The sequence below is a fragment of the Acidovorax sp. SUPP3434 genome, assembly GCF_030159015.1.
Classification (GTDB): Bacteria; Pseudomonadota; Gammaproteobacteria; order Burkholderiales; family Burkholderiaceae_C; genus Paracidovorax.
The window spans coordinates 16,636-36,297 of the sequence record NZ_BQXL01000012.1; the positions used below are offsets into that span (position 1 = coordinate 16,636).

Below are 19,662 nucleotides of genomic sequence, written 5' to 3' on the forward strand. Positions count from 1 at the left end.
TCCGTCAGTCGTCTTCCGCGTCGGCGAGCTCGGGAAACAGCACCTCGGTGTAGCCGAACTGGGAGAAATCGCGCACCCGCATCGGGTAGAGCTTGCCGATCAGGTGGTCGCATTCGTGCTGCACCACGCGCGCATGGAACCCCTCCGCCGTGCGGTCGATCGGGTCGCCATACGGGTCCAGGCCCTGGTAGCGGATGCGGGACCAGCGCGGCACCTTGCCGCGCAGGCCGGGAACGGACAGGCACCCTTCCCAGTCCTCTTCCTCCTCGTCGCCCAGCGGAGTGATCTGCGGGTTGAGCAACACGGTGCGCGGCACCAGGGGTCGGTCGGGGTAGCGGGGGTTCTTGCGGTCCGAGCCGAAGATCACCAATTGCAGATCCACGCCGATCTGCGGCGCGGCCAGGCCGGCGCCATTGACGGCCTCCATGGTGTCCAGCATGTCGCGCACCAGCAGGTGCAGCGCGTCGGTATCGAACTCGGTCACGGGCTGGGCCACGCGCAGCAGGCGCGGATCGCCCATCTTGAGAATGTTTTGAACGGTCATGGGAATGAAAAGAAGGGCCGACGGTCAGCGTCGAAGTGCCCGCAGCATAGCTCGCCGACCAACCCCATGCCGCAGGCACAATCCAGGCATGCCGCCCCCGCCAGCGCCTTTGCCACCGCCGCCACCCCGCCCTGCCCCGCTGCCCCTGCCGGTGCGCTGGCTGCTGCTGTGCTTTGCGGTGCTGAGCCTGGTGACCGGCATCATCGGCATCTTCGTGCCCGGCCTGCCGACCACGGTGTTCATCCTCATGGCCGGCTGGGCAGCGGCTCGCAGTTCGCCCCGGCTGCACGCGTGGCTGTGGCGCCATCCGCTTTTCGGCCCCATGCTGCGCGACTGGGCCAACGGCGGCCAGGTGAGCCGCCGCGCCAAGTGGAGCGCCAGCATCCTCATGGCGCTCGCGGCGACCGTGCTCATCTTCAGCCACGCACCCCGCTGGGTTGCCATCAGCGCTTCGCTGTGCATGGCGTGCGTGCTCGCCTGGCTGTGGCAGCGGCCGGAGCCGGCCCGTTGAGGGCCCATGGGAAGCAACCTGCAACCCGATCCATCAGGCAGCCGCAGTTCTTCGAATTTGCTCACTTTTTGTGTATATAATCTAAGTCTTGTTCCTCGATAGCTCAGTCGGTAGAGCGCCGGACTGTTAATCCGTAGGTCCCTGGTTCGAGCCCAGGTCGAGGAGCCAAGATCATCAAGGCCTTGCATGTGTACGCAGGGCCTTTTACATCGCTAGTCAGATACCGAATATTCCTCGATAGCTCAGTCGGTAGAGCGCCGGACTGTTAATCCGTAGGTCCCTGGTTCGAGCCCAGGTCGAGGAGCCATTGACAGCCTTCCAGGCTGTACAAAAGCCCGCTATTTCATCGATAGCGGGCTTTTTTGTTGTCTGCCGGTCCCGTGACTTTTTGGCCAAGTATTGCCGACATCAACCGAATCGGCCGTCCGGCCATCGCCTACACCCCGCCCTCTGCCGCTTCGGCATCCTCTGTGGTTCCTTGCCGCGGGTCACCCAACCCGCAGGCCATTCAACCACCCCAAAGGAGTGAAGCCATGCAGAAAACCACCACCGCGCTCGTTCTCACCCTCGGCCTGCTGGGCGCCGCCGCACCGGCCATGGCGCAGTACACCGGCCCCACCACAGGCGAACGTGCTGCAGCACCGGCAGCCGGCAGCGGCTACACCGGGCCCACCTCGGTGCCCACGATGACGGTCAAGCAACTGCTCGACACCGCCACGGACGACCAGCACGTCCGCCTGCAAGGCCACATCGTGTCCCACGACGGCGGCAAAAACTACACCTTCGCAGACGACAGCGGCCGCATGCCCGTCGAGATTTCGGACAAACGCTTTCCGGCAGGCCAACCCATCAGTGCCCAGCAGCGGGTGGAACTGGTGGGAGAGGTCGACAAAGGCATTCGCAAAATGGAGTTCGAGGTGGAGCAGGTTCGCCTGATTCCCTGATCGGATAAAGCTGGGGCCCGAGCGCCGCCACTCGCCCCAGCGAAAGGCCATCCGCGGGGATGGCCTTTTTGCCATCGCCCGCTCAAGGCAAGCTCGGATCGACTCCATACAAGCAGTCTCCGCCGAACCGATCCGAAGGCCTCCCGCAGCCCTGCGCACTCGGCGACAATGCGTTGCTTCCTCCATTCTTCCCTGTGCATGGCTGACGATCATTTGCCTTGGCTGCAACCCGGCGACAAATTTCCCAGCGTGGCGCTCAGCTGGGGCAGCGAATCCGCGGCCCCGGGACTGCTGGCCGCTGGTGGGAATCTCAGCGTCGCCCAGTTGAAAAGTGCCTACCAGCGAGGCATTTTTCCGTGGTTCAGCCCTGGGCAACCCGTGCTCTGGTGGAGCCCCGATCCCCGCATGGTGCTGCCCATGGCGGAATTTCGGCTGCACCGGTCACTGCGCCGCACCTTGCAGAAATTCCGCCTCTCGCCCCAGTGCGAAATCCGCGTGGACCATGACTTCGGCGCGGTCATCAAGGCCTGTGCCGGCACGCCAAGGTCGGGCCAGAACGGCACCTGGATCGTGCCGCAGATGGTGAACGCCTATCGTGCATTCCACGCCGCCGGCTTTGCGCACAGTGTGGAAACGTGGGTCGACGGCAGGCTCGTCGGCGGGCTGTACTTCATTGCGCTGGGCAAGGCTGTTTTTGGCGAATCGATGTTCGCCCACGCCACCGATGCATCCAAGGTCGCGCTCTCAGCTTTCGTCTGCTTGTGCCGGCACCACGGCGTGGCGCTCATAGACTGCCAGCAGAACACGGCCCATCTGGCATCCTTCGGCGCCCATGAAATAGACCGCGCCCGGTTCCTCGACCACGTGGCAAAGGCCTCCCAGGAAGCACCGGTTTCCTGGAAATTCGAGCCCGTATACTGGACTGCGCTGATGCACCCTACCGGGAACCCGGGATGACGCAACTCAACGATCTGCCGCTGCACACCTTGCAGTTCTACGCCACCGCGCCTTATCCATGCAGCTACCTGCCTGCACGGCAGGCGCGCTCGCAGGTTGCCACGCCCAGCCACCTGATCCAGAACGACGTGTATTCGGACTTGGTGGCGCGGGGGTTTCGCCGCAGCGGCATGTTCACCTACCGCCCCTACTGCGATGGCTGCCAGGCATGCACGCCGTTGCGCGTGCTGACCCAATCCTTCAAGCCCGATCGCAGCCAGCGCCGCGCGTGGGCGAAGCACGGCACTCTGCAGGCACGCGTCCTGCGCCTGGGCTACGTGCCCGAGCACTATCAGCTTTATCTGCGCTACCAGAACCTGCGCCACTGCGGTGGCGGCATGGACCACGACAGCATCGACCAGTACACCCAGTTCCTGCTGCAGAGCCGGGTCAACTCCCGGCTGGTGGAGTTCCGCGAACCCGATGTGGACGGTACGCCCGGTGCATTGCGGATGGTATCGATCCTGGACGTGCTGGATGACGGGTTGTCGGCCGTGTACACGTTTTACGAACCCGACCCCGGCTGCAGCTACGGCACCTACAACGTGCTTTGGCAAATCGAGCAGGCGCGCACCCTGGATCTGCCCTATGTCTACCTGGGCTACTGGATCGAAGAGAGCCCGAAGATGAACTACAAGGCGCGCTTCCTGCCCCACGAGTTGCGGATCGATGGCGAATGGAGACTCGCGCCCTGAGGTGGTGAAGACGGTCGCTCTGCATTTCACAAGATAAAATGCGCGCTTCTCGTCAACACACATCACCATGAAAAAAGACGATGCCGGCGCGCCTGCCAAACCCAGCGTCCAGGTGCTGGAGCGCATGTTTGCACTCATCGACGTGCTCACCTCGCGCGAGGAAGCGATTTCCCTCAAGGAAATCAGCGAGAAGACCGGACTGCACCCTTCCACGGCCCACCGCATCCTGAACGACCTGACCATTGGCCGTTTTGTGGACCGCCCGGAATCCGGCAGCTACCGCCTCGGCATGCGTTTGCTGGAATTGGGCAACTTGGTGAAAGCGCGCCTGAGCGTGCGCGATGCGGCGTTGACCCCGATGCGCAACCTGCACAAGCTGATTCAGCAGCCCGTCAATCTGAGCATGCGCCAGGGCGATGAGATCGTGTATGTCGAGCGTGCCTACAGTGAACGCTCCGGCATGCAGGTGGTCCGGGCCATCGGTGGTCGAGCGCCGCTGCACCTGACGTCGACGGGGAAACTGTTTCTGGCCGCAGACGATCCACAACGGGTGAGGGCATATGCGATGCGCACCGGTCTGTCGGGGCACACCCGCAACAGCATCACACAGCTTCCGGTCCTGGAGCGCGAACTGGGCAAAGCCCGCCAATACGGCATTGCGCGAGACAACGAGGAACTCGAACTCGGCGTGCGCTGCATGGCAGCGGGCGTGTATGACGACCAGGCCCATCTGGTCGCAGGCCTTTCGATCTCCGCGCCCGCGGATCGACTGGATGAGAACTGGCTGCCCAAGCTCCAGGCGACTGCCAGCGAAATTTCCCAGGCCTTGGGCTATTCCACCAACCGGCGCGACAAATCAGCTGCACCCTAGCGAGCCCGAAGAAAAAACGCGCATTGCAAGCAATGCGCGTTTTTCAAAGGGGTCGGATCGCCTTGGTCTTTCGCCTCTCCAATCTCAAGCCCTGCCATTCAAAACAGGCGAGGCCAGCAGCGTCAAGGCTTCGTGCCGATGGCGTGCAGAGTGGGCGCACCGCCAATGGAAGGCAGTTTTTCCACCCAGTTGCGCACGCGCTCGGCATCACCCAGGCGGCTGAACTTGCCTGCCGAGTCCAGGAAAACCATGATCAGCTTGCGGCCCGATATCTGGGCCTGCATCACCAAGCAACGACCCGCTTCGGAGATATAGCCCGTCTTCTGAAGGCCGATGTCCCAAGCCGGGCTTTTCACGAGTCGATTGGTGTTGTTGTACTGCAGCGTGCGGCGCCCCACGGCCACTTCATAGCTGGGAGACGTGGTGAGTTCGCGCAGCATGGGATCGCCATGGGCAATGTTCACCAAGGTGGCCAGATCGCGGGCACTGGACTGGTTATGGCTGGACAGGCCCGTGGGCTCCACATAGCGGGTATCCGTCATGCCCAGCAGCTTCGCCTTCGCGTTCATCTGCGCAACGAAAGCCTCCAGCCCGCCGGGGAAGGTGCGGCCCAGGGCATGGGCTGCCCGGTTTTCGCTGGACATGAGGGCCAGATGCATCATCTCGCCCCGCGTGAGGGTCGTGCCCACGGCCAAGCGGGAACTGCTGAACTTCTCGGTATCCACATCGTCTTGCGTGATGGTGATGGGCTCATCCATCGGCAAGTGGGCCTGCGATACGAGCAGCCCGGTCATCAATTTGGTCAGCGATGCAATCGGCAGAACGGCATGGTCGTTCTTGCTCAGCAGGACTTCGTTGGTCTCCTGGTCGATCACCAAGGCCACGCTGGACTTCAAATCCAGGGGGTCGGTGAGTGAATGCAGGCCTGCGACTTGCCCGAAGGACAGTTTTTCAGGGACGGCCACCATGCGCGTGGCGGCCTTGACGCTGCGCGCGGATGCGCGGGTGGTGGCCTTGACACGGGTCACGGCTTTGCGAGAAACCACCGTGGCAGAGCGTGCCACAGGACGCTGTTTGGCCGTCGAGGATGCAGCCTGCTTCTTGACCTGCACCTTCTTTCGCTCTGCCGCGTGCACCGAGGTGGCCGTGAGCGCAATGCTCATCGCAAGGAATGCGACGGTGCGAAAAAAACGAGAAGAAGCGCGAGGGCGTACGTGCATCAGAATGCTCCAAGCGGTAAATAGTGTTTGTCAGTGTACAGAATCGAAAAAAGTCGCGCAAGATCAATACCTTGCGCGACCTTTCAATAAAGTGAATGAATTATAAATTCGATGGTCAGCCTTGTGCGGCGACTCGATCGGCTTTACTTTGTAATTTGTTCAACGCACTGATGTAGGCTTTGGCTGACGCGACCACGATGTCGGGGTCTGCGCCCACCCCGTTCACCACCCTGCCGCTGTTCTGCAGCCGCACCGTCACCTCCCCCTGGCTCTCCGTCGAACCGCTGATGGCATTGACCGAATAGAGCACCATTTCGGCTCCGCTCTTGACGTGCGACTCGATGGCCTTGAGTGAAGCATCCACGGGCCCATTGCCGTCCGACTGGCCCCGCACCTCCTTGCCGCCCACCGTGAAGACGATGGTGGCCTGCGGGCGCTCGCCGGTTTCGCTGTGCTGCGACAACGACACGAAGCCGTATTGCTCCTGCTCGTTGGCAGCACTTTCACCGCTGACCAGCGCCAGAATGTCTTCGTCGAAGATCTCGCTTTTGCGGTCTGCCAGTTCCTTGAACTTGGCGAAGGCGCTATTGACATCCGTTTCACTGTCAAGCTGCACGCCCAATTCAAGCAAACGCTGCTTGAAGGCATTGCGGCCGCTCAGCTTGCCCAGCACGATCTTGTTGGCAGACCAGCCCACATCCTCGGCGCGCATGATTTCGTAGGTGTCGCGGGCCTTCAGCACGCCGTCCTGGTGGATGCCGCTGGCATGCGCGAAAGCGTTGGCGCCCACCACGGCCTTGTTCGGCTGCACGACGAACCCCGTGGTCTGGCTGACCATGCGGCTTGCCGCCACGATGTGCTGGGCCTCGATGCCCAGCTCCAGTCCAAAGTAGTCCTTGCGCGTCTTGACGGCCATCACGATCTCTTCCAGCGAGCAGTTGCCTGCCCGCTCGCCCAGCCCGTTGATCGTGCACTCGACCTGGCGGGCACCACCGATCTTCACGCCCGCCAGAGAGTTGGCCACCGCCATACCCAGATCGTTGTGGCAATGCACCGACCAGATGGCCTTGTCGCTGTTGGGAATCCGCTCCCGCAGGGTTTTGATGAAGTTGCCATACAGCTCGGGAACCGCATAGCCGACGGTGTCAGGCACGTTGATCGTGGTGGCTCCTTCTGCAATCACGGCTTCCAGGACGCGGCACAGGAAATCCATCTCGCTGCGGTAGCCGTCTTCCGGGCTGAACTCGATGTCGCCGATCAGGTTGCGGGCGAATCGGACCGACTGTTTGGCCTGCTCCAGCACCTGCTCAGGCGTCATGCGCAGCTTCTTTTCCATGTGCAGCGGGCTCGTCGCAATGAACGTGTGGATGCGCGCGCTGTTGGCCCCCTTCAGCGCTTCCGCCGCACGCGAAATATCGCGATCGTTCGCTCGGGACAGGGAGCAGATGGTCGAATCCTTGATGGCTTGTGCGATGGACTGCACCGCCTCGAAATCCCCGTTGGAGCTGGCAGCAAACCCCGCTTCGATCACATCGACCTTGAGACGCTCCAGTTGGCGCGCAATGCGCAGCTTCTCGTCCTTGGTCATGGATGCGCCGGGCGACTGCTCGCCATCGCGCAACGTGGTGTCGAAAATGATCAGCTTGTCTGCCATTGTGTTTCTCCAGAGATGGTGGGGGTCCGCAACGTTGAAATTCTGGCACGCCAAGCAAAAAGGCCCGCTGCGGATGCATACGGGCCTTTTTGCAAGAAGAGCGCCTGTGCGCTACCGTCTCCGCCCGAAAGCGAATAGCGATAGCAGCGGCAGTGCCAACGTTTTCATGCGGCGCAATGTAGCACACCAGCCTCACGCAGCGGCGCAGTCACTTGTGCAGGCCCCGTTCGTCCGGCTCGTCGGTGGACATGCTGATCACGCTGCTGTGCTGACCTTTCGCCTTGCGCCATGCATAGACGAAGTATCCGCTCAGGCCATACAGCACGAACACGCTGAACAGCACGGTGGGTGGGTGGATGTTGATGATGGCGATGCCCAGCGCGATCAAAACGATCACGGCGAACGGCACGCTTTTTTTCATCTGGATGTCTTTGAAGCTGTAGAACGGAACATTGGTCACCATCGTGAGGCCCGCATACAGCGTGAAGCCGAACATGGTCCACGTCACCTGCGACCAGCTCATCCAGCCCGTTTCGCCGCGGCGCACACCCAGTTCCGTCAACAACCAGATGAAGCCGGCCACCAATGCGGCGGCGGCGGGCGATGGCAAGCCTTGAAAGTACCGCTTGTCCACCACACCGGTGTTCACATTGAAACGGGCCAATCGCAGGGCCGCACAGGCGCAATAAACGAAAGCGGCGATCCATCCCCAGCGTCCCAGCCCCTTCAGCGCCCACTCATAGGCAATGAGTGCTGGCGCTGCTCCGAAAGACACCATGTCGGAGAGCGAGTCCATCTGCTCGCCAAAGGCACTCTGCGTATTGGTCATCCGGGCCACGCGCCCGTCCAAGCTGTCGAGCACCATGGCGCAGAACACACCGACGGCCGCAAGGTCGAAGCGGCCATTCATGGCCATTACGATGGCATAGAACCCCCCGAAAAGCGCCGCCAACGTGAACAGATTGGGCAGTATGTAGATGCCTTTTCGCCGCTTGCGCACCACCAGGGGCGTGTCATTGGCGAAATCATTGCCCTCGTGCATCAAATGAACCTCCAGCGCCCACGCCTTCAGCGCAAACAGCTATCAAAATTAGAGTACCTCTGCCGGATCCCTGCGATCGGCGGACAGCGGAGTGTAGTGCCTGCACACACCACGAGAAGCCAAAGAAAAAGGCCACCGAAGTGGCCTCTCTGCAATCTTGGTGCCCACGGCCGAGACCGCAGGCACGCGGCGGCGATCAGTTGCGGGTCTGGTCCACCAGCTTGTTCTTGGCGATCCAGGGCATCATCGCGCGCAGCTTGTTGCCCACCACTTCGATGCTGTGGTCGGCCGTGTTGCGGCGGCGAGCCGTCATCGATGGATAGTTCAGGCGGCCTTCCTGAATGAACATCTTGGCGTAATCGCCGTTCTGGATGCGCTTCAGGGCGTTGCGCATGGCTTCGCGCGACTGGGCATTGATCACTTCCGGGCCGGTCACGTACTCGCCGAACTCGGCGTTGTTCGAGATCGAGTAGTTCATGTTGGCAATGCCGCCTTCGTAGATCAGGTCCACGATGAGCTTGAGCTCGTGCAGGCACTCGAAATAAGCCATCTCAGGAGCGTAGCCGGCTTCGACCAGGGTTTCGTAACCCATCTTGATCAGCTCGACCGCGCCACCGCACAACACGGCCTGTTCACCGAACAGGTCGGTCTCGGTCTCTTCCTTGAAGTTGGTCTCGATGATGCCGGCCTTGCCGCCACCATTGGCCATGGCGTAAGACAGGGCCAGGTCACGGGCTTTGCCGGACTTGTCCTGATGCACCGCCACCAGATGGGGCACGCCGCCGCCTTGGGTGTAGGTGTTGCGCACGGTGTGGCCGGGAGCCTTGGGAGCCACCATCCAGACATCCAGGTCAGCGCGGGGCACGACCTGGTTGTAATGCACGTTGAACCCGTGCGCGAAGGCCAGCGATGCGCCCTGCTTGATGTTGGGTGCCACATTGTTCGTGTAGACCTCGGCGATCTGCTCGTCGGGCAGCAGAATCATGACGACGTCGGCAGCCTTCACCGCTTCGTTCACTTCCAGCACATTGAGGCCAGCCTTACCGACCTTGTCCCACGAGGCCCCGCCCTTGCGCAGGCCAACCACGACCTTCACGCCGCTGTCGTTCAGGTTTTGCGCATGGGCATGCCCTTGCGAGCCATAGCCGATGATGGCCACGGTCTTGCCCTTGATCAGGCTCAGGTCACAGTCTTTGTCGTAGAAAACTTTCATGTTGGCTCCAGGTTGAATCGATGAGGGGGTGTTGAAAAAAGGTGAGGAAATAAGCGGAATGGATCAGACACGCAGAATGCGTTCACCGCGGCCAATGCCGCTGGCGCCGGTTCGCACGGTTTCCAGGATGGCGGTGCGGTCGATGGCTTGCAAAAACGCATCGTTCTTGGACTGGTCTCCCGTCAGCTCGACGGTGTAGCTCTTCTCGGTGACGTCGATGATTCGGCCGCGGAAGATGTCCGCCATGCGTTTCATCTCTTCGCGCTCCTTGCCGACGGCACGCACCTTCACCATCATGAGCTCCCGCTCGGTGTAGGCGCCCTCGGTCAGGTCGACCACCTTCACGACTTCGATGAGGCGGTTCAGATGCTTGGTGATTTGCTCGATCACGTCATCGGACCCCGTGGTCTGGATCGTCATGCGCGAAAGCGACGCGTCCTCCGTGGGAGCCACGGTCAGCGATTCAATGTTGTAGCCCCGTGCGGAAAACAGGCCGACGACGCGGGACAGCGCGCCGGGTTCGTTTTCCAGCAGGACGGCAATGATGTGCTTCATGGGTGCAGATTCCTCTTTTCGCTGCCCTCCCCTGGCGCTGGTAAGCGCCAAGCTCGGCAGGCAATAGATTCGTCGTTGGAGATATTGCTATTCAAAGAATAGCTGGAAACGCTTTATGGCAAAGCGCTGAAGAGCGATTAGGCTTAAAGATCTTCCGATCCCAAAAGCATTTCGGTAATGCCCTTGCCAGACTGAACCATCGGGAACACGTTCTCCGTGGGATCAGTGCGGAAGTCCATGAAAACCGTGCGGTCCTTGAGCTTGCGCGCCTCACGCAACGCGGGCTCCACGTCTTGCGGCCGTTCGATCAACAGACCCACGTGGCCATAGGCCTCTGCCAGCTTCACGAAGTTGGGCAACGCATCCATGTAGCTGTGGCTGTACCGGCCGGAATATTCGATTTCCTGCCATTGCCGCACCATGCCCAGGTAACGGTTGTTCAACGCGCAGATCTTGATGGGCGTGTTGTATTGCAGGCAGGTGGACAACTCCTGAATGTTCATCTGCACCGAGCCTTCGCCCGTGATGCAGAAAACTTCGGCGTCCGGCTTGGCCAGCTTGATGCCCATGGCGTAAGGAATACCCACGCCCATCGTGCCAAGCCCCCCGGAGTTGATCCAGCGGCGCGGCTCATCGAATCGGTAGTATTGAGCCGCCCACATCTGATGCTGCCCCACGTCGGAGGTCACATAGGTGTCGGCGTCCTTGGTCATGTTCCAGAGGGTTTCGACCACGTACTGCGGCTTGATCACCTCGTTGTTGCTGCGATCGTATTTGAGGCATTCGCGCTTGCGCCAGCCTTCGATCGTGTCCCACCAGGCAGCCAAGGCACCGGCATCGGCCCGCGTGCTCGATTCGCTGACCATGGTGATCAGCTCCGTCAGCACATCCTTGACGTCGCCAACGATGGGAATATCGACCTTGACGCGCTTGGAAATGCTCGAAGGATCAATGTCGATATGGATGATCTTGCGGTCGTTCTGCGCGAAGTGCTTCACGTTGCCGATGACGCGGTCATCGAACCGTGCGCCAACTGCCAGCAGCACGTCGCAGTTCTGCATGGCGTTGTTGGCTTCGATCGTGCCATGCATGCCCAGCATGCCGAGGAACTTGCGATCGCTCGCGGGGTAGGCGCCCAATCCCATCAGGGTATTGGTCACCGGATAACCCAGCATGTCCACCAGCGTGCGCAACTCTTGCGTTGCATTGCCCAGCAAAACGCCACCACCCGTATAGATGTATGGCCGCTTGGCGGTCAGCAGCAACTGCAAGGCCTTGCGGATCTGGCCGCCGTGTCCTTTGCGAACAGGGTTGTAGGAGCGCATTTCGACGCTCTGCGGATACCCGTTGTAGGCCACCTTCTTGAAGGAGACGTCTTTCGGGATATCGACGACCACCGGACCAGGCCGGCCGGTGCGGGCGATGTGGAAGGCCTTTTTCATCGTCATGGCCAGATCGCGGGCATCCTTGACGAGGAAATTGTGCTTCACGATGGGGCGCGTGATGCCCACGGTATCGCACTCCTGGAAGGCGTCCAGCCCGATCGCGGCCGTAGGCACCTGTCCGGAGATGATGACCATGGGAATGGAATCCATGTAGGCCGTGGCGATTCCGGTCACTGCATTGGTCAATCCGGGGCCGGAGGTGACGAGGGCGACTCCCACTTCACCAGTGGCACGGGCGTAGCCGTCGGCAGCATGCACTGCAGCCTGCTCGTGGCGCACGAGCACGTGCTGAATGGTCTCTTGCTTGTAGAGCGCGTCGTAGATGTAGAGAACCGCGCCGCCCGGATAGCCCCAGATGAATTGCACGCCTTCGGCCTGCAAAGACTTGATGAGGATTTCGGACCCCATGAGGTCCTGGGACGGGGAATGCGAAGCGCCCTGCGTGGCAGCGGCCGCCGAAGTGATTTCGGCCTTGGAGATTTCCATGATCAACCTTTGCGAATTTCTCTAACGAAAAACCTTGGGTGCCCCTCGTGCGGACTCTTGTGGAGCCGACTTGGAACTTGAGGCTTCGGACATGGGCGAGATGATTGCTGCGCCGGACCGAAACCCGTTTGCCTTTTGAATTGCAGGCCGGATTATGGCACTGCAACATGGATTCTGGGCACGGCAGGCCCAAAAGACTTGAAGTCGATGCGATAAACTCGGCAATCCACGCGCTGGCCTTTGTCGCCAACGAACCCCAAGCCCCGATCAGCGGGCACCTTTGTCTTGGCTACCGAACAAGAACTCTCCAACTTCCTCAAAAGCGTAGAAAAGCGGGCCTACAAACGCTCGCTCTATCACGTACGCAATGAGGAGTCGGCACTGGACATCGTTCAGGACAGCATGCTCAAACTGGCCGAGCACTATGGTGACAAGCCGGTGGCCGAGTTGCCCATGCTCTTTCAGCGCATTCTGTCCAACTGCACGCTGGACTGGTTTCGGCGCCAGAAGACACGCAATGCGTTGTTTTCCAGCATGAGCGACTTCGAAGGCCCGGGAGAAGACGGTGCAGATTTCGATCTACTGGAAGCCTATTCGGGTCCCGAAGGAGGCGAGACAGCCCAAAGCGCGGAAGATCTGGTCAGGCGTGCCCAGGTTTTTCATGACATCGAAGCGGAAATTCAAGAGTTGCCGGCCCGTCAACGGGAGGCGTTTTTGATGCGTTACTGGGAAGAGATGGACGTTGCAGAAACGGCGGCTGCGATGGGCTGCTCGGAGGGCAGCGTCAAAACGCACTGTTTTCGTGCCGTCCAGACCCTCAGCAAAGCACTGAAGGCGAAAGGAATCGAACTATGAATTACCAGTCCTCACCCCATCCTGCGGAGATTGCCGCAGAGCGTTTTGCACGCCGTGTGACGGCGCGTCTCTCCGATGGCACGGCCGAGCTTCCCTACGATATTTCCGAACGGCTCCGTGCTGCACGGGTGCAGGCCCTTGCGAAACGCAAGGTGGTGGCGCCGGTGCGACAGACGGCTCCCGCCGTGTTGGCGTCCGGCAACAGCGCGGTGCTGGGCTGGGGTGGCGAGGGCGGCAGCTGGTGGCGCGCACTGGTGTCGGCCGTTCCGATCACCGCTTTGCTCGTTGGGCTGGTCGTCATCAATGTCTCGCAGGACGAAAAAGGGGTGAACGAAGTGGCAGAGGTGGACGCCGCCTTGCTCACGGACGATCTTCCGCCATCCGCTTATGCCGATCCGGGATTCCTTCAATTCCTCAAGACGTCCGCCAACCCAACCCACTGACCTTATTGCAGATTGCATGCCCACCAGCCCTTTGGATGCCCCCCGCCTGATGCCAGCCGCCGTGCTGGCTTTTGTCTTGCTGGGCGCGCTCGTCGCGGGCGGCTGGCAAGCCTGGACACAGGTGGGAATGGCACCGGTGGCGCCCATGCCGGCCGAGGCGCTGGCCAGCAAACACACAGCCCGCGGGCCGGAGCTTCGGGTTCAGGACCCTGACAGCGCGGGCTCGGGGCCTGCATGGCAATCGTTGACGGCCGCGCAAAAGGAAGCGCTCGCCCCCCTCGCTTCCCGCTGGAACCTGCTCAGCGAAGCGCAAAAACGACGCTGGATCACGCTGTCGGCGAGCTTTCCCACCTTGTCGCCGCAAGAGCGCGAAAAGATGCTGGGGCGCATGGCCGACTGGGCCAACCTCAGCCTTCAGCAGCGCAGTCAGGCCCGCTTGAACTACGCCGCCACCAAGAAACTGGCCGTGGATGACAAGTGGGCCCAGTGGGAGGCGTACCAAGCCCTTCCCACCGAGGAAAAAAAGCAACTGGCGGCCCGTGCGGCCCCTCGGCCCACCGGTGCAGCCACGGCGATCCGGCCCGTGGCCCCTCGCAAGCTGGCCCGAGTTCCCGCCGCCGCGGTGGCGAATGCGAACCGGCCCAATCCCCCCAAGATTCCACCGGTGAGCGAGTTCCATCCGACCCAGGCATTGCCGGTATCGGTCCCCGCGGCCAGTGTGGCGCCCCCAGTGGAAACGGCCCCAATTTCGGTGCCGATCGCTGTTCCCTCGCCCCTGGCGCCACTGAGCGGCGCAGAGCCGGTGGCCGCCGAGGCAGCCCCCCCTGCCGCCCCGCCCCAGGACAACACCCCGCTCCACCCGCCTCAGTGATACCGCCATGTCTGCTTCTCCGTCTCAGAGCACCATGGCCAGCCATGACGTTTCCCGCGCCGCGATGAACGGCACGACCCCTTCGCTGCGCCGTCGCATGGCTTGCTGGCTCTACGAGGGCATGCTGATGTTCGGAGTGGTGTTCATTGCAGGCTATCTTTTCGGCACGCTCAGCCAGACACGCAATGCGCTGGACAACCGCCATGCGCTCCAGGGATTTCTTTTCGTTGTCTTCGGCATCTATTTCGTTTGGTTCTGGGCCAGAGGACAGACGCTGGCCATGAAGACTTGGCACATCAGGGTCGTGGACCGGCTGGGACGGCCCATCACGCAGACCCGGGCCCTCGCGCGTTACGCGCTGAGCTGGCTGTGGTTTTTGCCGCCGCTGGCGGCCATGGCGCCGTTCCAGCTGTCTGGTGGCGAGTCGGCGGTCATGCTGCTGGGATGGGTGGCGGTCTGGGCGTTGTTGAGCCGCTTTCAGCCGGAGCGGCAGTTCTGGCACGACATCTGGGCCGGCACGCGGCTCGTGCATTTCGAACACGCCAAAAAGTAAGCCGACAACTTCTTTTGCCGGATGCGATATCTGCCACACAGGCCGGCGAAAATGCCTGGCCTATGTCTGCCCCCTTCACACCCCACCCCCACAAAGCCCGCACCGGCCTGCATCGCCTGTGGCATGCCGGACAGTATTCGTTGCAGGGCCTTCAGGCCGGCTGGGGCGAGAAGGCTTTTCGGCTGGAGGCATGCATGGCCTTCGTGCTGCTGCCCGCAGCATTCTGGCTGGGCCGTGGCTGGTTGGAGGTTGCGGCGCTCGCCGGCACGGTGGTTCTGGTGCTGATCACCGAACTGCTCAACTCCGGCATCGAATCCGCCATCGATCGCATCGGTCCCGAGCTGCACGATTTGTCCAAGCGCGCCAAGGACATGGGCAGCGCTGCCGTCTTGTTGAGTGTGTTGCTGTGCTCAGGCGTCTGGGCTGCAGCCCTGTTTCAGAGGTTTTTCCATGGCTGAGCCGTCTTTTTCCCTGTGCGTCTATCTGGGTTCGCGCCCGGGCGAGAACCCGTTGTTCACCGAATCGGCCATCGCCGTCGGCGAATGGATCGGCCGCCATGGCGGCCAGCTGGTCTACGGCGGCGGTCGCAGCGGCCTGATGGGTACGGTGGCCGAGGCCACACGGCGCGCGGGTGGTCGCGTGCTGGGCGTGATTCCCCGGGCGCTCGTGGACAAGGAACTGGCCAACCGGGATTGCGATGAACTGCACATCGTCGAGACGATGCACGAGCGCAAGGCCATGATGGCCGAGCGCTGCAACGCGTTCCTGGCCCTTCCAGGCGGCATCGGAACGTTCGAAGAGCTGTTCGAGGTGTGGACGTGGCGCCAACTCGGCTACCACGACAAGCCCATCGGCCTGCTGAATGTCGATGGCTACTACGACGGGCTGCTGGCATTTCTGCAAACCAGCGTGGCCAGCGGGCTCATGAGCGACTGGCAGATGGGGCTGATGACGGCTTCCTCCAACCGCGAAAGCCTCCTGCAGTCCCTGGTCGAGGCCGCCGGCACGCAGACCGCGCAACCGGTTCCACTGCGGACGGTGATCTGATGCGCCGGGGGTGAATCTCGCCGGGCCTACCGGCAACGACCGCGCTGCCACCCAGGCGCGGCATCGACCATCAGACGGCGGCTTCGTCCAGGTCGCCCGTGCGAATGCGCACCACGCGCTCCACGGCGGTGACGAAGATCTTGCCGTCGCCGATCTTGCCCGTGCGCGCCACGTTGACGATGGCGTCCACGCAACGGTCCACGTCGTCGGTCTTCACGACCACTTCCACCTTCACCTTGGGCAAAAAATCCACCACGTACTCGGCGCCACGGTACAACTCGGTGTGGCCCTTCTGGCGGCCGAAACCCTTCACTTCGGTGACGGTGAGGCCCGTCACGCCGCACTCGGCCAGGGCTTCGCGGACTTCTTCGAGTTTGAAGGGCTTGATGACGGCGGTGATCATTTTCATGGCGGAAACTCCTGGAAAGGTGAAATGCGAGGGATGCTCAAGGCCGCGTCGTCGTCGATCGCTCACGCCCGGAAACGGTTGGTGATGGGATAGCGCCAATCCTTGCCGAAGCTGCGGCGGCTGATGCGGATGCCCACCGGCGCCTGGCGGCGCTTGTATTCATTGAGCTGGATGAGGCGCGTCACGCGCTCCACGTCGGCCCGGTCGTAGCCGGCCTGCACGATGGCATCGATGGGCTCGTCGTTCTCCATGTACCGGGCGACGATCGCATCGAGCACCTCGTAGGGCGGCAGGCTGTCCTGATCCTTCTGGTCGGGGCGCAACTCGGCGCTCGGCGGGCGCGTGATGATCCGTTCGGGAATGGGCTGCGCGCCGGTTCCGAAGGGGTCGTTGGCATTGCGCCAGCGCGCCAGCGAGAACACGGCCGTCTTGGCCACGTCCTTGATGACGGCAAAGCCTCCTGCCATGTCGCCATAGAGCGTGCAGTAGCCCGTCGCCATCTCGCTCTTGTTGCCGGTGGTGAGCACCACCGCACCGAATTTGTTGGACAGCGCCATGAGCAACGTGCCGCGGATGCGCGCCTGCAGGTTTTCCTCGGTGGTGTCTTCGGGCAGGCCGGCGAACTCCTGGGCCAGCGCGGCCTTGAACGCCTCGAATTGCGGGGCGATCGAGATTTCGTCGTATCGAACGCCCAGGCGCTCGGCCATGTCGCGCGCGTCAATCCAGCTGATGTCCGCGGTGTAGGGCGAGGGCATCATCACGGCGCGCACCTTGTCGGCGCCCAGCGCATCCACGGCGATGGCCAGGACCAGCGCGGAATCGATGCCACCCGACAGCCCCAGCAGCGCGCCGGGAAAGCTGTTCTTTCCGACATAGTCGCGCACGCCCATGACCAGCGCGCTCCACAGATCGGACTCCAGCGCGGGCAGCGGCGCGACCTCGGCCTTCAATTCGATCGCACCCTGCGCGACGTCCACGCGGACCGGAAAGCAGGCTTCCTCGAAGCCCGGCGCACGCGCGGCCACGAAACCGTTGGACTGCAGGGCGAAGGAGCGCCCTTCGAAGAGCACCTCATCCTGGCCACCGACCAGGTGGGCATAGACCAACGGCAGGCCGGTCTCCGTGACCCGCTCGCGCATGATCTGCTCGCGCTCGGCGCTCTTGCCCAGGTGGAACGGCGACGCGTTGATGGTGACCAGCAACTGCGCCCCCGCCTGCGCCGCCCGGCGGGCGGGGCCTTCGAACCAGGCGTCCTCGCAGATCAGCAGGCCGACGCGCACACCCTCCACGTCGAAGATGCAAGAGCCGTCGCCCGGCAAGAAGTAGCGCCGCTCGTCGAACACGTCGTAGTTCGGCAGTTCCTGCTTGAGGTAGGTCTGCTCGACCACCCCGTTACGCAGCACGCTGGCCGCGTTGTAGCAAAGGCCTTCGCCATCCGCTTCGGCCCGCTGCGGATGGCCGACCACGATGGCCAAGCCCTCGAATCGCGCCGTTTCTTGCGCCACCGTTGCCAGCGCACCCTCGCAACCCGACAGGAAGGCGGGCCGAAGGTAGAGGTCTTCGGCGGCATAGCCGCACAGCGACAACTCGGGCGTGAGCAGCAGGCGCGCGCCGGCCGCATGGGCTTGCTGGGCGCAGGCGATGATCTTGCGGGCATTGCCCGGCAGATCGCCCACCACGAAATTGAGCTGGGCGACGCTGATGACGAATGGCATACGGGGATGGAAAAAGGACTCGGACGATTATGTCACCCGTGTCACGCACGGCAGCACCTGGTGCCACAAGGCCCTGCGTTATCCCCGCGGGCACTGGAAAACTCTGTGGATAAGTCGTGGCTTGCCCTGTAAGGCGAGCCTAAGTCCTTATCAGGGCTGAAGGAATGTCCCCGTGCCCTCTTTTTAGGCACCCGGGCCGGTGTGGATGCCATACCCGCCCCGCGGCGGCGCAGCCCGGTTTGGGCCATGATGGCGGCCACCTTCCAACGACCGCACGCCGCCTTGTCCCAACCCGCCGATACCGCCTACGTCCTGCGCCTGCATCCGTCTCCCGACGACGTGGACGCCGATGCCTGGGACGCGCTCCTGGCCGCCCAGCCCCACGCCACCCCCTTCATGCGCCACGCCTACCTTGCGGCGCTGCACAGCAGCGGCAGCGCGGTGCCGGAAACCGGCTGGACGCCCGTGTTCTGCACGCTCTGGCGGGAGGAGGTGCTGCAGGGCGCGTGCGCGGTGTATGCCAAGCCGCACTCCTACGGCGAGTACGTGTTCGACCAGGGCTGGGCGGGCGCCTATGCGCGCCACGGCATGGACTACTACCCCAAGGCCGTCGTGGCCGTGCCCTTCACCCCCGTGCCCGGCGCGCGGCTGCTGGCCGTGGACGCGGCGGCGCGGCATGCGCTGGTACGGGCGCTGGTGCAGTGGTGCGACGAGGCGGGCCTGTCGTCGCTGCATCTGCTGTTCACCGCGCCGCAGGACGTCGAGGCCGCGCAGGCGGCGGGGCTGATGCTGCGGCACACGGTGCAGTTCCATTGGACGAACGCGGCGCCCCCGTCCGGGAGCGAGGGGCCCGGGCGGATGGCCGACGCGAGCGGCGAAGCGCCCTCGCCTGCCGGCGAACGGCCGTTCGAATCCTTCGACCATTTCCTGGCGAGTCTGTCGCAGGACAAGCGCAAGAAGATCCGGCAGGAGCGGCGCCGGGTAGCTGACGCGGGCGTGGCGTTTCGCTGGATGCGGGGCACCGACATCACGACAGCCGACTGGGATTTCTTCTATCGCTGCTACGAGCGCACCTACCTGGAGCACGGCAACCCGCCCTACCTCACGCGCGAATTCTTCGCCCGCATGGCCACCGACATGCCCGAGGCCTGGGTGCTGTTCATCGCCGAACGCGGCGGCCACCCCATTGCTAGCAGTTTGATAGCAGTCGGGGCAAACGATACTAGGGCACAAGGCACAAAAGACCCGGAACTGGTGGCGTTCGGCCGCTACTGGGGGGCGCTGGAGCGGGTGGACTGCCTGCATTTCGAGGCGTGCTACTACCAGCCGCTGCAGTGGTGCATCGCGCACGGCGTGCAGCGCTTCGAGGGCGGAGCTCAGGGCGAACACAAGATGGCGCGGGCCCTGCTGCCGGTGCAGGCCACGAGCGCCCACTGGCTCGCCCATCCCGCTTTTGCCGAGGCCGTGGACCGGTTCCTGGAACGCGAGGGAGAAGGCGTGGCGCAGTACCTGGAGGAGCTGCAGTCGCGCAACCCGTTCAAGACGGGCCGGTGACCCGAAGCGCGTGAAAGCGCAGGCGCCCGACCCGGCCAG

At 62.8% G+C, this 19,662-nt stretch carries 21 protein-coding genes and 2 tRNA genes; 14 read left to right on the plus strand and 9 right to left on the minus strand.

The features are described 5' to 3' along the window. Nucleotides 1-4: 4 nt before the first annotated feature. The gene (gene def / locus AVKW3434_RS17475) at nucleotides 5-544 is read right to left on the minus strand and encodes a peptide deformylase (RefSeq protein ID WP_284406860.1); all 540 of its coding nucleotides are present in this window, start codon (nucleotides 542-544) and stop codon (nucleotides 5-7) included. Between the two features lie 88 nt (nucleotides 545-632). On the opposite strand from def, the gene AVKW3434_RS17480 reads away from it, so the two are divergent. From AVKW3434_RS17480 to AVKW3434_RS17510, 7 genes are all read left to right on the plus strand, one after another. Next, on the plus strand, nucleotides 633-1,055 hold the full coding sequence (locus tag AVKW3434_RS17480) for a YbaN family protein (protein ID WP_284406862.1): 423 nt from the start codon (nucleotides 633-635) through the stop codon (nucleotides 1,053-1,055). 92 nt (nucleotides 1,056-1,147) lie between these two features. After that, nucleotides 1,148-1,223: transfer RNA gene (locus AVKW3434_RS17485), tRNA-Asn, on the plus strand. Nucleotides 1,224-1,286: 63 nt separating this feature from the next. Beyond that, nucleotides 1,287-1,362, plus strand: a tRNA-Asn gene (locus AVKW3434_RS17490). Nucleotides 1,363-1,588: 226 nt separating this feature from the next. Further along, a complete protein-coding gene (locus AVKW3434_RS17495) occupies nucleotides 1,589-1,999 on the plus strand; it encodes a YgiW/YdeI family stress tolerance OB fold protein (protein ID WP_284406863.1) in 411 nt (136 codons plus the stop codon). Between the two features lie 198 nt (nucleotides 2,000-2,197). Continuing rightward, nucleotides 2,198-2,956: a leucyl/phenylalanyl-tRNA--protein transferase gene (gene aat, locus AVKW3434_RS17500; RefSeq protein WP_284406864.1), complete on the plus strand. Its 759-nt coding sequence runs from the start codon at nucleotides 2,198-2,200 to the stop codon at nucleotides 2,954-2,956. Then, nucleotides 2,953-3,690 carry an arginyltransferase gene (locus tag AVKW3434_RS17505; protein WP_284406865.1) on the plus strand — a complete coding sequence of 246 codons (738 nt, stop codon included), beginning with the start codon at nucleotides 2,953-2,955 and terminating at the stop codon, nucleotides 3,688-3,690. Before aat ends, AVKW3434_RS17505 begins: the two co-directional genes overlap by 4 nt. A gap of 67 nt (nucleotides 3,691-3,757) precedes the next feature. Continuing rightward, nucleotides 3,758-4,561 carry an IclR family transcriptional regulator gene (locus AVKW3434_RS17510; RefSeq protein ID WP_272569465.1) on the plus strand — a complete coding sequence of 268 codons (804 nt, stop codon included), beginning with the start codon at nucleotides 3,758-3,760 and terminating at the stop codon, nucleotides 4,559-4,561. 122 nt (nucleotides 4,562-4,683) lie between these two features. On the opposite strand, the gene AVKW3434_RS17515 is transcribed toward AVKW3434_RS17510, so the two are convergent. The 6 genes from AVKW3434_RS17515 to AVKW3434_RS17540 form a co-directional block, all read right to left on the minus strand. Then, entirely contained in the window at nucleotides 4,684-5,781 is a 1,098-nt protein-coding gene (locus AVKW3434_RS17515; protein ID WP_272569464.1) for a serine hydrolase, read from the minus strand. A gap of 115 nt (nucleotides 5,782-5,896) precedes the next feature. After that, the gene (locus AVKW3434_RS17520) at nucleotides 5,897-7,435 is read right to left on the minus strand and encodes a 2-isopropylmalate synthase (RefSeq protein ID WP_284406930.1); all 1,539 of its coding nucleotides are present in this window, start codon (nucleotides 7,433-7,435) and stop codon (nucleotides 5,897-5,899) included. Nucleotides 7,436-7,643: 208 nt separating this feature from the next. Further along, nucleotides 7,644-8,477: a CDP-diacylglycerol--serine O-phosphatidyltransferase gene (gene pssA / locus AVKW3434_RS17525; protein WP_272569462.1), complete on the minus strand. Its 834-nt coding sequence runs from the start codon at nucleotides 8,475-8,477 to the stop codon at nucleotides 7,644-7,646. Between the two features lie 196 nt (nucleotides 8,478-8,673). Further along, entirely contained in the window at nucleotides 8,674-9,690 is a 1,017-nt protein-coding gene (gene ilvC, locus AVKW3434_RS17530) for a ketol-acid reductoisomerase (protein ID WP_272569461.1), read from the minus strand. 63 nt (nucleotides 9,691-9,753) lie between these two features. Next, entirely contained in the window at nucleotides 9,754-10,245 is a 492-nt protein-coding gene (gene ilvN / locus AVKW3434_RS17535) for an acetolactate synthase small subunit (protein WP_092743827.1), read from the minus strand. A 143-nt stretch (nucleotides 10,246-10,388) separates the two neighbouring features. After that, nucleotides 10,389-12,176: an acetolactate synthase 3 catalytic subunit gene (locus tag AVKW3434_RS17540; RefSeq protein WP_284400174.1), complete on the minus strand. Its 1,788-nt coding sequence runs from the start codon at nucleotides 12,174-12,176 to the stop codon at nucleotides 10,389-10,391. Nucleotides 12,177-12,461: 285 nt separating this feature from the next. On the opposite strand from AVKW3434_RS17540, the gene AVKW3434_RS17545 reads away from it, so the two are divergent. The 6 genes from AVKW3434_RS17545 to AVKW3434_RS17570 all read left to right on the plus strand — a co-directional run bounded on the left by AVKW3434_RS17545 (nucleotide 12,462) and on the right by AVKW3434_RS17570 (nucleotide 15,945). Further along, complete coding sequence (locus AVKW3434_RS17545) at nucleotides 12,462-13,031, plus strand: RNA polymerase sigma factor (protein ID WP_272569459.1); 570 nt, start codon at nucleotides 12,462-12,464, stop codon at nucleotides 13,029-13,031. Next, nucleotides 13,028-13,474: a DUF3619 family protein gene (locus tag AVKW3434_RS17550; protein WP_272569458.1), complete on the plus strand. Its 447-nt coding sequence runs from the start codon at nucleotides 13,028-13,030 to the stop codon at nucleotides 13,472-13,474. The genes AVKW3434_RS17545 and AVKW3434_RS17550 overlap by 4 nt, the downstream gene beginning before the upstream one ends. A 16-nt stretch (nucleotides 13,475-13,490) precedes the next feature. Next, nucleotides 13,491-14,345: a DUF3106 domain-containing protein gene (locus AVKW3434_RS17555; protein WP_284406866.1), complete on the plus strand. Its 855-nt coding sequence runs from the start codon at nucleotides 13,491-13,493 to the stop codon at nucleotides 14,343-14,345. 34 nt (nucleotides 14,346-14,379) lie between these two features. Further along, nucleotides 14,380-14,898 carry an RDD family protein gene (locus AVKW3434_RS17560; RefSeq protein WP_284406931.1) on the plus strand — a complete coding sequence of 173 codons (519 nt, stop codon included), beginning with the start codon at nucleotides 14,380-14,382 and terminating at the stop codon, nucleotides 14,896-14,898. A 62-nt stretch (nucleotides 14,899-14,960) separates the two neighbouring features. Next, nucleotides 14,961-15,356: a diacylglycerol kinase gene (locus tag AVKW3434_RS17565; protein WP_284406867.1), complete on the plus strand. Its 396-nt coding sequence runs from the start codon at nucleotides 14,961-14,963 to the stop codon at nucleotides 15,354-15,356. Then, nucleotides 15,349-15,945, plus strand: a complete 597-nt coding sequence (locus AVKW3434_RS17570; protein ID WP_284406868.1) for an LOG family protein — start codon at nucleotides 15,349-15,351, stop codon at nucleotides 15,943-15,945. Before AVKW3434_RS17565 ends, AVKW3434_RS17570 begins: the two co-directional genes overlap by 8 nt. A 70-nt stretch (nucleotides 15,946-16,015) precedes the next feature. Here the strand turns inward: AVKW3434_RS17570 and AVKW3434_RS17575 are convergent, their stop codons facing one another. Both AVKW3434_RS17575 and AVKW3434_RS17580 read right to left on the minus strand, forming a co-directional pair. Further along, a complete protein-coding gene (locus AVKW3434_RS17575; protein WP_092743842.1) occupies nucleotides 16,016-16,354 on the minus strand; it encodes a P-II family nitrogen regulator in 339 nt (112 codons plus the stop codon). Between the two features lie 62 nt (nucleotides 16,355-16,416). After that, nucleotides 16,417-18,069, minus strand: coding sequence for an NAD+ synthase (locus AVKW3434_RS17580; protein ID WP_284406869.1), 1,653 nt, complete (start codon nucleotides 18,067-18,069; stop codon nucleotides 16,417-16,419). Between the two features lie 249 nt (nucleotides 18,070-18,318). Here AVKW3434_RS17580 and AVKW3434_RS17585 point away from each other — a divergent pair, with 249 nt between their 5' ends. Further along, nucleotides 18,319-19,623 carry a GNAT family N-acetyltransferase gene (locus AVKW3434_RS17585; RefSeq protein WP_502869114.1) on the plus strand — a complete coding sequence of 435 codons (1,305 nt, stop codon included), beginning with the start codon at nucleotides 18,319-18,321 and terminating at the stop codon, nucleotides 19,621-19,623. Nucleotides 19,624-19,662: the final 39 nt, after the last annotated feature.

Excerpts from the sequence above, each read along its gene's own strand:
- AVKW3434_RS17565 (WP_284406867.1), top strand. The coding sequence starts at position 14,961 with ATGTCTGCCCCCTTCACACCCCACCCCCACAAAGCCCGCACCGGCCTG.
- AVKW3434_RS17560 (WP_284406931.1), top strand. The coding sequence starts at position 14,380 with ATGGCCAGCCATGACGTTTCCCGCGCCGCGATGAACGGCACGACCCCT.
- AVKW3434_RS17520 (WP_284406930.1), bottom strand. The coding sequence starts at position 7,435 with ATGGCAGACAAGCTGATCATTTTCGACACCACGTTGCGCGATGGCGAG.
- pssA (WP_272569462.1), bottom strand. The coding sequence starts at position 8,477 with ATGCACGAGGGCAATGATTTCGCCAATGACACGCCCCTGGTGGTGCGC.
- AVKW3434_RS17580 (WP_284406869.1), bottom strand. The coding sequence starts at position 18,069 with ATGCCATTCGTCATCAGCGTCGCCCAGCTCAATTTCGTGGTGGGCGAT.
- AVKW3434_RS17505 (WP_284406865.1), top strand. The coding sequence starts at position 2,953 with ATGACGCAACTCAACGATCTGCCGCTGCACACCTTGCAGTTCTACGCC.
- aat (WP_284406864.1), top strand. The coding sequence starts at position 2,198 with ATGGCTGACGATCATTTGCCTTGGCTGCAACCCGGCGACAAATTTCCC.
- AVKW3434_RS17555 (WP_284406866.1), top strand. The coding sequence starts at position 13,491 with ATGCCCACCAGCCCTTTGGATGCCCCCCGCCTGATGCCAGCCGCCGTG.
- AVKW3434_RS17575 (WP_092743842.1), bottom strand. The coding sequence starts at position 16,354 with ATGAAAATGATCACCGCCGTCATCAAGCCCTTCAAACTCGAAGAAGTC.
- AVKW3434_RS17480 (WP_284406862.1), top strand. The coding sequence starts at position 633 with ATGCCGCCCCCGCCAGCGCCTTTGCCACCGCCGCCACCCCGCCCTGCC.
- ilvC (WP_272569461.1), bottom strand. The coding sequence starts at position 9,690 with ATGAAAGTTTTCTACGACAAAGACTGTGACCTGAGCCTGATCAAGGGC.
- def (WP_284406860.1), bottom strand. The coding sequence starts at position 544 with ATGACCGTTCAAAACATTCTCAAGATGGGCGATCCGCGCCTGCTGCGC.
- AVKW3434_RS17495 (WP_284406863.1), top strand. The coding sequence starts at position 1,589 with ATGCAGAAAACCACCACCGCGCTCGTTCTCACCCTCGGCCTGCTGGGC.
- ilvN (WP_092743827.1), bottom strand. The coding sequence starts at position 10,245 with ATGAAGCACATCATTGCCGTCCTGCTGGAAAACGAACCCGGCGCGCTG.
- AVKW3434_RS17550 (WP_272569458.1), top strand. The coding sequence starts at position 13,028 with ATGAATTACCAGTCCTCACCCCATCCTGCGGAGATTGCCGCAGAGCGT.
- AVKW3434_RS17515 (WP_272569464.1), bottom strand. The coding sequence starts at position 5,781 with ATGCACGTACGCCCTCGCGCTTCTTCTCGTTTTTTTCGCACCGTCGCA.
- AVKW3434_RS17540 (WP_284400174.1), bottom strand. The coding sequence starts at position 12,176 with ATGGAAATCTCCAAGGCCGAAATCACTTCGGCGGCCGCTGCCACGCAG.
- AVKW3434_RS17570 (WP_284406868.1), top strand. The coding sequence starts at position 15,349 with ATGGCTGAGCCGTCTTTTTCCCTGTGCGTCTATCTGGGTTCGCGCCCG.
- AVKW3434_RS17510 (WP_272569465.1), top strand. The coding sequence starts at position 3,758 with ATGAAAAAAGACGATGCCGGCGCGCCTGCCAAACCCAGCGTCCAGGTG.
- AVKW3434_RS17585 (WP_502869114.1), top strand. The coding sequence starts at position 18,319 with ATGGCGGCCACCTTCCAACGACCGCACGCCGCCTTGTCCCAACCCGCC.